Genomic DNA, 14,842 nt, shown 5'->3' on the forward strand with positions numbered 1-14,842 from the left:
CAAAAGATAGTATTTTATTCACAGAACGTTATTGTATGCTCCCGAGTGCCTCGCCAAAGGTCGGGGGCATTTTCTTTTTATCCACAAGAATAGCCTAATCCTCCGTCATTGTACAGAAGGGATTAGGCTATTGTCGGCAGTATATTCGGTTTGGCTCCGCCAAACCGAATGGCGAAACCATGACTTTTTCCCGACATATATTTAGGCGGCGAACAGCCACTTCCCGAATGTCGATGGAAACTCCTTCCGCCGACCTCACGATTTCATGAAAAGCCTGCCCTGCATGGTTAACCGAAGCAATCCCGGATTCCACTTCATGCATAGCTTCTCGCATTGCTTCCGCCGCAATTTGAATAACGGTATCCACCTGATCTATCAACTCGGTAATTTTCTCGGTGAATTCCGCAGTTTGTGCCGATAATTTTCTTACTTCAGCTGCAACGACGGCAAATCCTTTCCCATGTTCCCCGGTCCTGGCCGCTTCAATAGACGCATTCAACGCCAATAGATTTGTCTGCACAGCTAAATGTTTTATCATTCCTATAAGTTGACCGATATTTTGCGAATGCGATACCAGGTTTACAATTGTTTCGTCAACCTTCCCTACGGAATCGTTAATGCCATGCATGCCGGAAATTATACTTTGAATAGCTGTCGAACCGTTTTGCGCTTGCGTTAAAGTTTCCACAGACGACCCCGACACATCTAAGGCATGTTCGGCGACACGCTGGCTCCCGACAGACACTTCCTTCATGGCGTTTTCTGTTTCCATCATACTTCGAACCTGATGTTCCGACCCTTTGGCAATTGCTTGCAAAGCGTTTGAAATCTGCAGCGTATCATGTGTCGCATTCTCGGCGCTTAAAGCAAATTGCTGCGAGAAGCTGGCAATCTGCCTGGAATAATTTGAAATATGCCCCAATACCGTTTTTAAGTTCATTGTCATATGACCAAAAGAAGCGGCCAACTGACCAATTTCATCTTTGCTGCTCACAACGATGCTTTCGACCGTCAGGTCGCCGCTTGCGATGGCATGCGCTTGTTTGGCAATTATGCCAATAGGTCTTGTCGATATCCAAACCCACAACGTTAGTAATGCCCCCAACAAAACAGCCGCAATTCCTTCAACTATCATTTGCAAGTCATTCGCTTTGGCGATGGATAGAATCTGGTCTGCGTGTTGGTTGAACCGGGTTTCCGCATTTTGTTTCAATTGATCCAGACTGTTTGTTAAAGCATTGCTTGCTTTTCTACTATCGACAAATTGGATTTGCTCAGCAATCTTATGGTCTATTTCATTTAAAGTTTGCACTTGTTGAAAATAAGTTTTGTATGCTTGTGCATTCTGCATCGCTTGTTGTACGATCGGTTCCTGATTCGTGCCGACTATCGTTTGCAATTTGGCCAATGCCGAATCCACTTCCAATTGTCCAATTTGCGCCTGATTGAAAGTGTCGTTGTACAGCTGCTGGTCGCCGAATCTATCACTCCCTACTCCAAGACCAACCCATTCGTTCGCATGTTCGTCCATCTTAATAAAGCTCTGGTAGGCTTGCTGGCTTAATTGCTCAATTTGCAAATCCGAGTTGCGCAATACGGTCATGTTGTTTCGAGCTTTGACTGAAACATTCAAATTGGAAACAATGAGAATGGCAATAATGAACATCAACGCGGTAAATGCCAGCAATATTTTTTGCATGAACCCCAATCTCATTTATGCTCCCCCCCTCTCGAGGCCGCAGTTACTATATTTCACCGAAAATCTTTGGGGATTCTGCGCGCAGAGCCTGTAAGTATCGCAGCTTCTATGACAGCATGGCGCACTTTAAGTACAACTTGTTCGTTGAAAATACTTGGAATGATATAGTTTTCGTTAAGTTCGGACTCGGATACAACCGATGCTATCGCCCTTGCAGCGGCTAGCTTCATCGGCTCGTTGATTTGCCGCGCCCGGCAGTCAAGAGCTCCCCTGAAGATGCCTGGAAATACGAGCACATTATTGATTTGATTCGGATAGTCGCTGCGCCCCGTCGCAAGTACCCGTACGTGCGGCAATGCTTCATCCGGATCGACTTCCGGATTCGGGTTCGCCATTGCGAATACGATACGGTCCGGAGCCATTTGTTTTACCGCCTCTACGCCTAGCACGCCTCCGCGCGAGACGCCTATGAACACATCCGCACCTTGAACCAAATCATGTAAGGTTCCCTCGTTTGCTTCCACTTGCGGCTGTTTGGCAAGCCATTGCCACATGGGCTGCGAATACGACCCGCCCCTGACTATGGCTCCATCGCGGTCTATCGGAACCAAGCGAGTGACTCCGGCATTGAGCAACATTTTGCAAATCGATACGCCTGCTGCACCTATTCCATTAACAACCACACGAATGGATGCGATGTTCTTATTCACTACTTTGAGGGCATTGAGAAGTCCTGCAACCACCACAACAGCCGTACCGTGCTGGTCGTCGTGAAACACAGGAATGTCCAGTTCGTTTATAAGTCTTGTCTCAATTTCAAAACAACGCGGTGAGCTGATATCTTCCAAATTAATACCGCCGAACATAGGGCTGATCGTTTTAATGGTACGAATGATTTCTTCTGTATCTTTGGTGTCCAGACAAATGGGGAAGGCATCGACACCGGCGAGCTGCTTGAAAAGCATCGCCTTTCCTTCCATTACGGGTGCAGCCGCATGCGGCCCAATATCGCCGAGTCCAAGTACGGCCGTTCCATCGGAAATAACTGCCACCGTATTTCGTTTAATGCTTAAAGAGAATGCCTTTTCCGGCTGTTCGTGAATCGCTTTGCAAATCCGCGCCACTCCCGGCGTATAAACCCGAGACAAATCATCGCGATTCTTAATGGGTAAACGCGGGTTAATTTCAATTTTCCCACCCAGATGAACAAGAAACGTGCGATCCGAAACATTGATTACGTTGATTCCCTCATGTTGTTTCAACGAATCTACGATCGGCCCTTCGGCCGACTCCGTTACATCGACGGTAATATCTCTTACGGACGATTCTTTGCCCGGACGAATGACGTCGATCGAGGTTATATCGCCGCCGGACTTGCTTATTAGAGCAGCAACATCGCCGAAAGTAACCTTGTCATGAATTAACTCAACCCGCAAAATGATACTTGTTTGTGCCATAGTTACCTGTCCTGTCCTCGGAGGATTTTGAAAAAAGAAGATCAAGTTCCTTAAAATGAACCTGATCTTCTTTTCCTCTACATCGCTTTACTTGGAATCCGCGTTTGCTTTATCGACAAACTCATTCGTATAGGTTTGATCAAGTTTTACACTTTTAATGTCCGGTTTGAAAGCGGAAAGAATCTTTTGCACGTTTTCCGGGTCGCCTTGCGGCATTTTACCGTCAGTTGTAAACATGGGCAGTTGTCCTTTGAGCGCTTGAATATACAGAGCCTTGTCCCCAGCCAAGTACTCTTCCGGCATCTTGTCTGCGATTTCTTCCGGAGTATGCGTGCTCATCCATTTCAAAGTCTTCACGTAGGCATTAGCCAATTTTTGCACTACGTCCGGATGCGCTTTTACATAATCTGTCGTCATATAAAGACTGGTGGACGCATATTTTCCGCCGAGTGCTTGCTGTGTTCCATCCTTCGAATTCATATCTACGAAAGTGAACGCCAGATTTTTGTTCTTGAGCAAGGAAGCGGTCGGCTCGCTCGTTACAGCCGCATCGATGCGATTATTTTGCATCGATGCGATCAACGTTTGGCCGGCGCCAACAGGCAGCGGCTTGTAATCGCTTTCTTTGTTGCCGCCTTTTACCACATTATAGCTGGCCAACATGTTGGTTGAAGATCCCAACCCGGTTACACCGATCGTGAGCCCTTTCAAGTCAGCCAAAGTTTTCACTTTGTCTTTTAATCTGTTAGATACCATAAGTTGTTCGCCGGGAACGTCCGCCATCGTAACTACAGACTCTACGTATTTGCCCTTTGTCTGCAAGTCCAAGGTGTGATCGTAAAATCCGCCTGCGCCGTCAACCTGTCCGGCAAGCAATGCCACTTCCGCATCTTGACCGGCGCTCTCCTCAACTAATGTTACCGTAACGCCCGCTTCTTTATAGTAGCCAAGATTCTCCGCCAACATATAAGGAAGGTAGATGATTTTCTCCAATCCGCCGACCATAATCGCAACTCTGGGCGTTCCTTGAGATGCTGCAGCAGGCTGCGTGTTCCCGGTGCTTTGGCTTGGCGCCGTTTTTTGTGCCGTTTGCGCGCAACCTGTTACAAGCAGAGCCAGCATAGTTGCGCCGGCAACTCCCAGACTAATGTTTCTTTTCATTTGTTATTTCCTCCCTTAGTTTTTTTATCATCATTGGCGAATGTTTCGCCAAGCGATAAACCGTTTTTCCAGTTTGGAAACTGCCCAATCGGCAGCCAAAGCTGTGATGGAAAGGATGACCATTCCGGCAAAGACCCCCGTAGTATCAAACGATCCTTGCGCTTGAGCGATTAGATAGCCAAGTCCTTGAGTGGCGCCGATGAATTCTCCCACTACTGCACCGATTAAAGCGAAACCAAAGCTCGAATGCAAACTGGATAAAATCCAGGTCAGAGCAGAAGGAATGATGACATGCTGCGCCAGTTGACGCTTGCTTGCCCCAAGCAAGCGAGCGTTGTTCAATAAGTTGCGATCCACTTCTCTCACGCCTTGGAAAGCGTTGAAAAATACGATGAAGAAAGTGAGCACAAATCCGGAAGCAACTTTCGACGACATGCCCAAACCGAACCACAAGATGAAGATTGGAACCAGAACTACGCGCGGAATTGCATTCAACATCTTGATATACGGTCCTAAAATAACGGATAAGAGATCGTTCACGCCCAAAGCATAGCCGAACAGGATGCCGGCAACCCCCCCCAGTAAGAACGAGAGAATCGTTTCCTCGAACGTATAAACGAAGTGGATATAAAGAGGTCCCTGACTCGTTCCATGCACAGCCCATTGTACAATATGTTTCACGATATCGAATGGACTTGAGAAGAAGAAAGGATCGATAATTTTTTGGTTGGCCAATACTTGCCAAGTCCCGACCACGATGATAAACACGATGATCTGCAAACTTAAATCACGGAATTTGCGTTTCAGCCTCTTGGTGCGCATCTCAGTTCTTCGCGCTAAAACTTCGGCATGCGATGAATTAATGGTTGGTTTTGTTTGCGCTTGCATAGCTGATCATGACCTCGTTTCTTAGATCGTTCCAAATTTGTTCGTGGAGCTTCATAAATGCGGGATCAAACCGAATTTCAGACACGTTCCGCGGTCTTGGCAAATCAATCCGATAATCCCCTTTGATCGTAGCACCTGGTCCGGCAGTAAGAACAATTACCCGATCGCTTAAGGAAATGGCCTCTTCCAGATCATGCGTGATAAAAAATACGGAAGCCGACGTTTCCTCCCAAATCCGCAGCAGCTCATCTTCCATTAAATGACGAGTATGGACGTCCAAAGCGGAGAACGATTCGTCCATGAGAAGAATTTCCGGCTGCACGATCAAGCATTGTGCTAGAGCAACCCTCTTTCTCATTCCGCCCGACAGCTGGGATGGATAATGTCCTTCGAACCCTTTTAACCCCACCCGAGTGATCCATTTCCTGGCTTCGTCATACGCATCCGCTTTTTTCACCCCTCTTAAGCGCAATCCTAACGAAACGTTGTCAATCACGGTTTTCCACGGGAAAGCGTTCTCGGTTTGGAAAACGCATGCCGCACGCGAATTAACCCCCTCCAATTTTTCGCCCGAAATAAGAACTTGGCCCATGGACGGCGCCTCAAATCCGGCGATTAAGCTTAACGTAGTAGATTTTCCACAGCCTGTGGGCCCAACGATCGATACGAATTCGCCTTTAGGGATCCTTATGTTAATATTCCGCAGAACGGTATGAATCTCTCCCGATGGCTTTATAAACTCCTTCGTTACTCCCTGCAATTCCATCATGGCTGGAGTGGAGTGTGTCATGGGGGTATAAACCTTTTGCTCCAGTGCACCCATATGATTCCCTCATTTCTGTTTTTAATCTTCAACAGCGCTTACAAACGAAGTATACAATACTCCAAGAAAAATTAAATATTTTGACATTAAGTCATTTAAAAACAATAAACACACTTTACACGATAATTACATCGCAAGGAAAAACCCCGACCTTGTACGGCCGGAGCGATGTGAAACAATTGGTTATTTTCTCAGACGATATAATTTTTGGGGACGGCCGATTGTACCGTATTGCAGCAGTTCCTCGACAATTTCTTCATCGAGAAGATAATTGATATAATTCCGCACTGTAGTTTTACTCACTCCCGCACGCAGTGCGATTTCATCCACCGTTTGAAAATTTTTTGCGTCGATCAAATACTTCTTAATTCGATTCAATGTTTTGTCATCGATTCCTTTATGAAATTGTTGCGGCTGCGTACGGGAAACGCGGAGATTCTTTAAATCATTTACAATTTCTTGATTGATTTGTCCTGCAGAAGATAGTCGATTTCTGAATTGCATGTATTTGGTAAGCGTGTTTCTAAGGTGCTCCAAATCAAATGGTTTCACTAAATAATCAAAAATTCCTAGCCGGAATCCTTCTTCCACGATTTCAAGTTCTTTGGCGGCTGTGATGAGAATAATATCGCAGCGCATTTGCTGTGTTCGAATCGTGCGCAGCAGTTCGATCCCGGAGCAATCGGGCATATAAACATCGAGCAGCAGAAGATCGGGTTTCTTCTCGTCGATCATGGAAAGAGCCTGCTCCCCATTTAATGCGATGCCGGCCAAATCGTACCCTTCCTCCGATTCGATATATTTGCCATGCATTCTGGCAATCATAAAGTCATCGTCAATAATTAGAACGCACACAGGAGAATTAGTCATCGTTTTCCCCTCCCTGAATCGGTAAATCAGCTTTTAATGTGGCTCCGGCAGGAGTGCTGACGATCGACAAATCGCCTCTAACGTTGGACACCAGCCGGGAAAGCAGCGCCAACCCGAACCCTCGTCCGTCCCCTTTTGTAGTGACTCCATCCCTAAAAATATCGTCTCCCAATCTGGGATCGATTCCCGGCCCCGTATCCTGCACGGAAATAGAGAGACGATCAGGTTCATAGCTGAGAATAACCTCTATTTTTCTTGGTGCGGTGCTGCTGTTATTTCTTGATATGGCTTCAAGAGCATTTTCAATCGCATTTCCCAACAGTGTAATCACGATTTCCCTGTGCGGGCATGGATCCAGAATGACCGATTCTGAGTCGACTGTCAGTTGGATGTTCAGCTCCTTAGCCCGATGCATTTTTCCGACGAGCACCCCTACGACCGCCGGATCATGAATTCTGCTTAGAAAATATTTCATGACCCCTTGCTGCTCCTCGTTGACTTGCCCGATTAACTCGTTTACCATGTCGTATTCCTTCAGTTTGATTAAACCCGATATCAAATGCAGCTTGTTCATAAACTCATGACGCTGGCTTCGCAAAGAATCCACGAATTGCCCTATGTCGGCAAGATGCCGATCGATTTTGTCCAGTTGCAGCTTATCGCGAAAAGAAGCGACAGCGCCTATTTCTTTGCCCTGTACATAAACCGGCACTCGATTGGTAATAACAAGAGTATTCCCTATAATCATGGGCTCATCCCTCTGAATGACTCCGTTTTGAAGCACCTCCATTAAGCGGGATGTAGGGAGAATCGAGGTGATGGTTTTCCCTTTAAAGTCCATTTTTTCCATTCCCAGTATTTTTTTGGCTTCCATGTTACAGGTGGTAATTTCCCCCTCGCTATTGACAGCGATAATCCCTTCCCGGATGGAATCCAAAATGGCGGACTGCTCTTGACTGATATACGCGATTTCGCTAGGCTCCATATTAAAGATTTGTCTTTTAATATGGCCGGATAAAAGATAAGCCCCGACAAGCCCGAAAATGAGAGCCCCTATGCCGATTCCAGCAATTTTGATGACGACCTCATAAATTTGCTTCCATATGTCTTGAGCAAGAAAGCCGACAGATACTAATCCGATCTGGCGATGATTGGAATCGTATATAGGGGTTTTTGCTCTGACTGTAAGTCCCAGACTGCCAACTGCCGTAGCGCGTATTTCTTGCCCTTGAAGCACATTTTTATCGTTGAAGCTATCTTCCCCATCCAACGGCTTGCCTATTTCCTCCGGGTTAGGATGGCTATATCGAATCAAGTTCATATTCGCCACTACAACAAATTCCGCCTGTGTGTTTTGGCGAAACCTTTCCGCAAGAGGCTGAATGATGGCAGAAGGATCCGGTGCCTGGAATGCTTCATCTACTTGCGGCAATGTTGCTACTGTCCTTGCCAGAAAAAGTGCGTGATCGCTAGTTTCGCTGAACTTCCTTTCAACGATAATGTATATGAATGCAGATAAAACCAAAAATAATACAAAAGTAATATTTAAAAAAACGAGCAGATTAATTTTCAGCCTGAGCGTCAGCGGCTTTTTCAATTTCATAAGTTCACACTCCTTTCATTCTCGTCGATAGATTTCAAGTTCAGTTTGTCGCCTCGATACATTCATATTGTAAGCGTTATCCCTCGAAATGCAAGTCGACTTTTGGATAAGATTCCACACATCACTTTGACTTTTCAATAGATTTATGCTTCTCAATAAAAGTAAAATCAAAAGGTACCGTCGAAATTGTAATGACGGTATCTTTTGATTCTATTATTCCTGGGCCTTAACAATGTTGCGTATCTTCTCTCTTCATTCAATTAATTCGTGTACAATTTCATTAAAGTCTTTGTTGAAGGGGTAGCCTTCCGATAACTCATCTGAATAGTCAGGTTCAATAAGCTCCCATTCCTTAGAAAGTTCCGCCCATGATTGAATTACTTCGTTTAATGCCTTTAAAAATGGATCCATAAGATTCCCTCCAGTATTATCTTATTATACCAGTTAACTTTACAAATTACTTGACGTTTGTGTAGGAAAACATTTGCGTCGCGGTGACGAAAATTTCGCCCTTAGAGTGATACGGTGAACCGTATCATAAGTGAGGCGAAAAGTAATTTTTTAAGGTATCTTATAAAAAGGATATTAATAATATATTTTTTGATATGATAAACAGTAGAAGTACGACGGAGATCAAGATGATTACTAAAAAAATCAACAAGGACATTTTCAATGCAATTGATTCAAAGTGATAGTTCCATCATTACAAATTGCAGCAATATCAAGCCGAATATACTTCCGTGGGAAAAAGCACAAAAACGGCTCTGTTTCGCATCATGTTGCGAAAGAGCCGTTCTTCATTTCTATAGGTCGTTTTCCGGACATCTTCAGCTAATAAGTGCTTATTTATTGTTGGATTTTGCTGAACGACGCGACCATCGTTGCGAGGGTGGTCTCAATGTCAACGACCGCTTCCCGGCTTTTCGCCGACAGTTTGCGTATTTCTTGGGCCACCACGGTAAACCCTCTGGCGTATTCTTTGGCATCGGCCGCCTCGATGGCCGCATTCAATCCGAGCAGATTCGATTGTTCGGACCCTCTTTGATAAAATTCGTAATATTCCTAGCCGACTGGGCATGTTTCACCGCTAGTTCTGAAGAGCCCGCCACCAATTGGTGGGTCCTTGCGACTTCTTGGGCCGATTGAGCAACATGACTCGCCTCGGTTCCGATTTGTTCAAAGGCAGCTACAATACTTTTGGCGATGGTGGATAATTCAAACTGGATTTCCTTGCTAAATCCCAATCCGATCAATCCCATCACATCGCCGGAATCATGGAATAAGGGAATGTAGACCCCTATTAAAAGGCGCGCCGATTGCTGTATGTATCGGATCGCCTTCCTGTATCTTATAACCGACGTATCCGATATCGATCGTTTTTCCCGGACTATTGGTTAAAGCAACGATATCCAGAGAAATCCAAAAAACGGCCCTGTCGCAAAATATGCGAACAGAGCCGTTTTTCATCATTGTTCCACGGAAACTAAAACGGCTGCAGAAGCGGATTTTGAGGGAATATCGGATGTGAATGTTTATCATCGTGCCCGTCTTTGGGTTCTAAATGAGCGACGTGGTGCAGGGGGGAAATGTTCGCGGTCAAAAGGGACCGCGCAAATCGTGGCTCAAATGCCGTTGACAGTTATATAATTCGTATTCCCATTGACCGTTATTGCAAACTACTGTCGTTACGGATGTGTTTCCTAGTTGATCGCCAGTAGATTCATCTTTGAGGAGTCCCTTCAGCGCCTGTCCCATGAGAAAACCATGGCTAACGACTAAGATGCGTTTACCCGGATACAAGCGCATCATATCGTCGATGAAGTGAAGGACTCGCGCACGTACGGATTCGGCGCTTTCCTCGCCCCAATCGAGCTCTTTCCAGCCCTCTCCCCATATCGCAATTCTTTCCGCCTCAGTCGTTCCTTGTAGCTTACCGCGATCGATTTCCCTCAGTCTGACGTCATATCCGTTGATAGGAACGGTTTTCGCAGAGATCGCCTCCGCTGTCTCTCTCGCCCGCAGCAAGTCACTGGAAAACAGCACATCCCAGCGCTCCTCAGCTAGACGAAGCGCTACAAGTTGCGCCTGCTCCCTCCCATAGACGCTAAGCGGATTATTGAGATGGCCCTGTGACCGTTTCTCGTTGTTCCAGTCCGTATTACCGTGACGAACAAAGGTGATCGATTTCACCGACATGATACAGTCTCCTCTGTTTATGTTGTGTGGACAAGCTGCTCTTGGACGTGCATTGATCGTTATTTCCATGCTTGCGGATGACTATCGTTTATAAAATCAAAGGAGGCTGCTTTTGCATTGATTTCAATCTGTTCCGGACTCTTGCTGCCGGGAATGACGCAGGTTACGGCCGGATGCTTAAAACACCATGCCAGCGCCCATTCCGCCATGCTGGCGCCTTGAGGCACCTCATTGCGCAGAATTTCCTCAACTTGCTTAAGCTTAAGCGCCGTTTCTTCCTTGTCATGCCTGGAACGGACGTCGTTTTCCGGGAAAACCGCATCCGGCCTATACTTTCCGCTCAAGTAACCGCTAGCGAGCGGGACACGGGCAAGCACTCCGAGATCTTGACGTTGACAAGAAGGGAATACTTCGCTTTCCGCCCTTTGATCGAGACGATTGTAGACGACTTGGATTGCTTTTGCGTTGATATTCGAAGCGGAGTCCGTCTGATGCAAATTATCCTTGCCGTCTTTATTTATGGAAATTGCCAGGTTTCTGACTTTGCCTGCCTGAACTTGTTTATCCAGCATCGTCCACAAGTCGTCATTATCGAACACTTCATTCGGTCCCGAGTGGAATTGATATAAGTCTACATAATCGGTTTTGAGAGCTTTTAGGGACTCCTCCAATTGGTTCTGGACTTCTTCCGCCGACCAATAATTTTTGGAAGGATTCTTCTTGTCCAAGTGATTATGGCCGAATTTGGTAGCGACAATCCAATTTGTTCGGTTTCTGCGGCTCTCCATATAGTTTCCGATAAAGCTCTCGGATAGATGGTGGCCATAACATTCCGCAGTGTCAAGCAGATTAATGCCCAGGTCCGCGGCTTTATCGAGAATTGCATTCACTTCATCTTGAGTAAAGTCTTTGCCCCATGCTCCGCCAAATTGCCACGTTCCTACTCCAACAATGGAAACCTTTAATTTTGTTTTTCCCAGCATCCGATATTTCACGGTTGGTCAGCTCCTTCTTAGTTGTCTGCAAAGCTGTTTCCCGTTCGACAAGTTATAAGGAAACTGTTTGTAAAGACATTTGTAAATTTTCTTTCAGCACTTTTTTGATAGCTTTGGCTGCCTTCACTCTTAATGGCAAGCTGTCGGAAATATGAATGGTATAGCTCCCTGAAAGGATAGCTTGCTTCAATTCATTGATCGTTAGGCAATCTTGCGCAAATGTATTATATACACATCCATATTGCAGCGGATGGTGCGAATCGCTTCCCGTGACGACAGGTTTGCCCAGCTTGGAGGCAAATTCGCCAACCTCCTGCTTCATCTGTTCGATGCCATAGGCGTACAGATCACTTCCGTTCCTTACTCGTAAATTTCACGTGTGTATGTAAATCAATGTTCATGTGTGAGCTCCTTTTCGATATGGGATCATCCGTAGTTGCTGCGTAAACCGATGCCTAGTGATAATAGTAAGCATACCCCGGCGATTAAAAAGGCGTAATACCCCAAAGCGGCTCTGTCTTCCCATGTATGTTCATGGTTTTTGAACGATCCTCGGTATGGATGTGCTCCGAACGCGCGGGCATCGGCAACCATGGCCATAATATGGGTTCCGCGCAAGGAGTTAATCAGCAAAGGAACAGTGATAAGAGGCAAAGCGACGATCACGCGTTTGAAATAGTCCGCCCATTCTCTAAAATTCCACCAGCGATCGGGGCGGCTGAAATCGTAGCCTCTAACTTCCATCGCTTGCAGCAATATACTTAACCGTTCAAACATAAGCGGCATGAAGCGCAGTCCGGCAGAGAGGGCGAAACCCAATTTGACGGGCAACTTCAATTTCATGCAAGCCCAAATAATGTCGGAGGGCTCTGTTGTAAAAACCAGCAGAAGCGAAGACAGCACTGTAATCAGAAATCGTCCCGCCTGCTGCAAGCCGTATTCAAGCCCTTGAACAGACAACCCGTTCACTCCGGTCCAACTAAGCGTCCAAGGGAAACGGAACAAATACTGATTGTCAAAGTTGTACACAATCCCCTGCGACCACACTTCGCCAAGGGCGGGTACAACAGTCATGACGAGCAGAAAGCGCAGCCGTGTCCGGGAAGGCTTTAACATGATCCAAGGGACGATGCAAAAAAGCAGCAAGGCATAGACCCAGTTCCAGCTAAGAAATACCGATAGAGTTCCCATAATGGCCGGATACACAACCTTGAGACGCGGATCAAGGCGGTGGATGATCGTATCCTTAGGCTCGAAAGTAAGCGCATTGCGAAGCCCTTTGAGCCCTACCAATTTGTAGAAGGATATGGGAATGAGCGCCGGAATCGTGAACATCAGAAAATATCCGATTATCGTTTGTCCGATCAACGTATGAAAGAGTAAGTCGGTCATGTGAAGGCCACTTCCTTTTCCGGATCGACTGATAACGTAGCTCCTGCAGCCTTCAGAAATTGTTCTATATTCAGCGACACCCAGCCGGTGTTCCCGCCGGTCAGCAATCCATGAAGATGAGCGATCGGCGGCGGAACCACTTGGCATTCCGCCAATCGGTCCACATGGGCAAACACCCTCTCCGGGCGGTCGTTCAGAACAATTCGTCCATTATCGAGCACAGCTAAGCGGTCGGCATATTTGGCCACAGCGCGCATATCGTGCGAGATCATGAGATAGGTAAGTCCTTGTGTTTCACGCAATGCATTCAAAAATTCAAGGAAAGCGCTCGCGTGTCCTTCATCCTGTCCGGTAGTAGGCTCATCCAGGATTAATGTCTTTGGAGCCGAAGTCAGAAGCGACGCAAGAGCGAGCCGCTGCCTTTGGCCATGACTTAATTGGTAAGGATTATGCTCGAGCCGATCGGACAAATCAATAAGCTCCGCCAGTTGTTCTTCGGAATACTGGCCTCGGGAACGTGTCCGGCGGCCGTAAGATTTGGCGAAGCCAAGCTCTTTGATGACGGTCGGTGAAAACAACATATGATCGGCGGACTGGAACAAGTAGCCGATCTTCTCGGACTGCTTGGATATATCACCCGCTTTGACGGGACGGTCGTAGCAAATCATCTGCCCTGCCGTCGCGCTGCTGAAGCCCATTGCCAGCGCGGCCAAGGACGTCTTTCCCGAGCCGTTGGCCCCGGCTACGGCTACCCATTCATGTTCCCGCACTTCAAAATTCAAGTCCTGCAGCACGCGGTTATTTCCATAAGTCAACTCGATATTTTTCCATTGAAGCAGCGCGCTTCCGGTCTGCGGGCGAGGCCTTCCAACCGATGCAGCTGTAGACAATGCGGCGGCGTACCGAGTTCCCTGCAGCGCGTCGGCTGCCTCAGCCGCCGTCAGAGCCACGCGTCCCGCAAATACTTTGGGCAGCGCATAGCTTAGCTGAACCATTTCGGGAATCGAAACGCCCAATTCGTTCCAAAGCAGCGTATTGCAAAACGCCTTACGGGGGGAGCTGTCCACGACAATTCGGCCTTGGTCCATAAGCAGCACGCGGTCTACCCATGGAATGACCTCATCGATTTTATGTTCGATCAGGACGATCGTCATGCCGAGTTCTTCGTTCAGACGCCGCAGCACTTTAAGGACCTCTTGCGTTCCGCGCGGATCCAGGTCGGATGTCGGTTCATCCAGAACCAGAACGCTCGGCCGCATGGATAAGGCGGCGGAAATCGCCACTCGCTGCTTTTGTCCGCCGGAAAGCGTTTCGATTAGCGCTTTGCGGTATTTGTCGGATCCGGTGTAATGGAGCGCCTCATTAACCCGGCGTTCGATTTCTTCGTGGGGCAAATTGAGATTTTCGGGGCCGAAGGCCGCTTCGAGTTCCACTTTGAACTGTATGAGCTGATTGTCGGGATTTTGAAACACCATGCCTACACGCTGGGATATTTCGTCAATCTCCATATGAGATAAATTTTTTTCTCCCAAGTAAACGGCGCCGTCCATGATGCCGGACATTCTAAGCGGAATCAATCCGGCCAGCGCCAAGCCCAAAGTCGACTTTCCGCATCCGGACGGCCCGGCGACCAGTACAAACTGGCCAGCCGGGATGTCCAACTGCAGGTTATGTAACGCGTATGTTTGTTCGTTGGGATATTTGAACGACAAATTTTTTATTTGAAGATTATGTGTATTCATCGCCAGCTCCCATTCC

General features: G+C 47.0%; 14 protein-coding genes and 1 pseudogene. All 15 read right to left on the minus strand.

Annotated features, from left to right (window positions below; genetic code table 11):
- Positions 1-127: 127 nt before the first annotated feature.
- Complete coding sequence (locus tag O9H85_RS18555; protein WP_269882915.1) at positions 128-1,714, minus strand: methyl-accepting chemotaxis protein; 1,587 nt, start codon at positions 1,712-1,714, stop codon at positions 128-130.
- Between the two features lie 38 nt (positions 1,715-1,752).
- Positions 1,753-3,156: an NAD-dependent malic enzyme gene (locus O9H85_RS18560; RefSeq protein WP_269883122.1), complete on the minus strand. Its 1,404-nt coding sequence runs from the start codon at positions 3,154-3,156 to the stop codon at positions 1,753-1,755.
- 87 nt (positions 3,157-3,243) lie between these two features.
- Positions 3,244-4,317, minus strand: coding sequence for an ABC transporter substrate-binding protein (locus O9H85_RS18565; RefSeq protein ID WP_269882916.1), 1,074 nt, complete (start codon positions 4,315-4,317; stop codon positions 3,244-3,246).
- A 30-nt stretch (positions 4,318-4,347) separates the two neighbouring features.
- Positions 4,348-5,205 (minus strand): ABC transporter permease, encoded by an 858-nt coding sequence (locus O9H85_RS18570; protein WP_269882917.1) that lies wholly within the window; start codon positions 5,203-5,205, stop codon positions 4,348-4,350.
- Positions 5,177-6,028 carry an ABC transporter ATP-binding protein gene (locus O9H85_RS18575; protein ID WP_269882918.1) on the minus strand — a complete coding sequence of 284 codons (852 nt, stop codon included), beginning with the start codon at positions 6,026-6,028 and terminating at the stop codon, positions 5,177-5,179. The genes O9H85_RS18570 and O9H85_RS18575 overlap by 29 nt, the downstream gene beginning before the upstream one ends.
- A 525-nt stretch (positions 6,029-6,553) precedes the next feature.
- A pseudogene (locus tag O9H85_RS37815) lies at positions 6,554-6,898 on the minus strand (response regulator); the annotation flags it as partial.
- Entirely contained in the window at positions 6,891-8,501 is a 1,611-nt protein-coding gene (locus O9H85_RS18585; protein WP_269882920.1) for an ATP-binding protein, read from the minus strand. The pseudogene O9H85_RS37815 and the gene O9H85_RS18585, both read right to left, overlap by 8 nt.
- A gap of 252 nt (positions 8,502-8,753) precedes the next feature.
- Positions 8,754-8,912 carry a hypothetical protein gene (locus tag O9H85_RS18590; protein WP_269882921.1) on the minus strand — a complete coding sequence of 53 codons (159 nt, stop codon included), beginning with the start codon at positions 8,910-8,912 and terminating at the stop codon, positions 8,754-8,756.
- A 435-nt stretch (positions 8,913-9,347) separates the two neighbouring features.
- Entirely contained in the window at positions 9,348-9,512 is a 165-nt protein-coding gene (locus O9H85_RS18595) for a methyl-accepting chemotaxis protein (RefSeq protein WP_269882922.1), read from the minus strand.
- The gene (locus tag O9H85_RS18600; RefSeq protein WP_269882923.1) at positions 9,509-9,754 is read right to left on the minus strand and encodes a hypothetical protein; all 246 of its coding nucleotides are present in this window, start codon (positions 9,752-9,754) and stop codon (positions 9,509-9,511) included. The genes O9H85_RS18595 and O9H85_RS18600 overlap by 4 nt, the downstream gene beginning before the upstream one ends.
- A 343-nt stretch (positions 9,755-10,097) precedes the next feature.
- Complete coding sequence (locus O9H85_RS18605) at positions 10,098-10,697, minus strand: histidine phosphatase family protein (protein ID WP_269882924.1); 600 nt, start codon at positions 10,695-10,697, stop codon at positions 10,098-10,100.
- Positions 10,698-10,756: 59 nt separating this feature from the next.
- Positions 10,757-11,692, minus strand: coding sequence for an aldo/keto reductase (locus O9H85_RS18610; RefSeq protein WP_269882925.1), 936 nt, complete (start codon positions 11,690-11,692; stop codon positions 10,757-10,759).
- A gap of 52 nt (positions 11,693-11,744) precedes the next feature.
- Positions 11,745-12,014 carry a PHP-associated domain-containing protein gene (locus tag O9H85_RS18615; protein ID WP_269882926.1) on the minus strand — a complete coding sequence of 90 codons (270 nt, stop codon included), beginning with the start codon at positions 12,012-12,014 and terminating at the stop codon, positions 11,745-11,747.
- A 104-nt stretch (positions 12,015-12,118) separates the two neighbouring features.
- Positions 12,119-13,084 carry an energy-coupling factor transporter transmembrane component T family protein gene (locus O9H85_RS18620; protein ID WP_269882927.1) on the minus strand — a complete coding sequence of 322 codons (966 nt, stop codon included), beginning with the start codon at positions 13,082-13,084 and terminating at the stop codon, positions 12,119-12,121.
- Complete coding sequence (locus tag O9H85_RS18625; protein WP_269882928.1) at positions 13,081-14,826, minus strand: ABC transporter ATP-binding protein; 1,746 nt, start codon at positions 14,824-14,826, stop codon at positions 13,081-13,083. The genes O9H85_RS18620 and O9H85_RS18625 overlap by 4 nt, the downstream gene beginning before the upstream one ends.
- Positions 14,827-14,842: the final 16 nt, after the last annotated feature.

The organism is Paenibacillus gyeongsangnamensis (assembly GCF_027533625.1).
Classification (GTDB): domain Bacteria; phylum Bacillota; class Bacilli; order Paenibacillales; family NBRC-103111; genus Paenibacillus_G; species Paenibacillus_G gyeongsangnamensis.

Bases quoted from the DNA above. Each gene is read 5' to 3' on its own strand.
- O9H85_RS18615 (WP_269882926.1), bottom strand. From the start codon at position 12,014: ATGAAGCAGGAGGTTGGCGAATTTGCCTCCAAGCTGGGCAAACCTGTC.
- O9H85_RS18575 (WP_269882918.1), bottom strand. From the start codon at position 6,028: ATGGGTGCACTGGAGCAAAAGGTTTATACCCCCATGACACACTCCACT.
- O9H85_RS18590 (WP_269882921.1), bottom strand. From the start codon at position 8,912: ATGGATCCATTTTTAAAGGCATTAAACGAAGTAATTCAATCATGGGCG.
- O9H85_RS18570 (WP_269882917.1), bottom strand. From the start codon at position 5,205: ATGCAAGCGCAAACAAAACCAACCATTAATTCATCGCATGCCGAAGTT.
- O9H85_RS18605 (WP_269882924.1), bottom strand. From the start codon at position 10,697: ATGTCGGTGAAATCGATCACCTTTGTTCGTCACGGTAATACGGACTGG.
- O9H85_RS18565 (WP_269882916.1), bottom strand. From the start codon at position 4,317: ATGAAAAGAAACATTAGTCTGGGAGTTGCCGGCGCAACTATGCTGGCT.
- O9H85_RS18555 (WP_269882915.1), bottom strand. From the start codon at position 1,714: ATGAGATTGGGGTTCATGCAAAAAATATTGCTGGCATTTACCGCGTTG.
- O9H85_RS18585 (WP_269882920.1), bottom strand. From the start codon at position 8,501: ATGAAATTGAAAAAGCCGCTGACGCTCAGGCTGAAAATTAATCTGCTC.
- O9H85_RS18625 (WP_269882928.1), bottom strand. From the start codon at position 14,826: ATGAATACACATAATCTTCAAATAAAAAATTTGTCGTTCAAATATCCC.
- O9H85_RS18560 (WP_269883122.1), bottom strand. From the start codon at position 3,156: ATGGCACAAACAAGTATCATTTTGCGGGTTGAGTTAATTCATGACAAG.
- O9H85_RS18620 (WP_269882927.1), bottom strand. From the start codon at position 13,084: ATGACCGACTTACTCTTTCATACGTTGATCGGACAAACGATAATCGGA.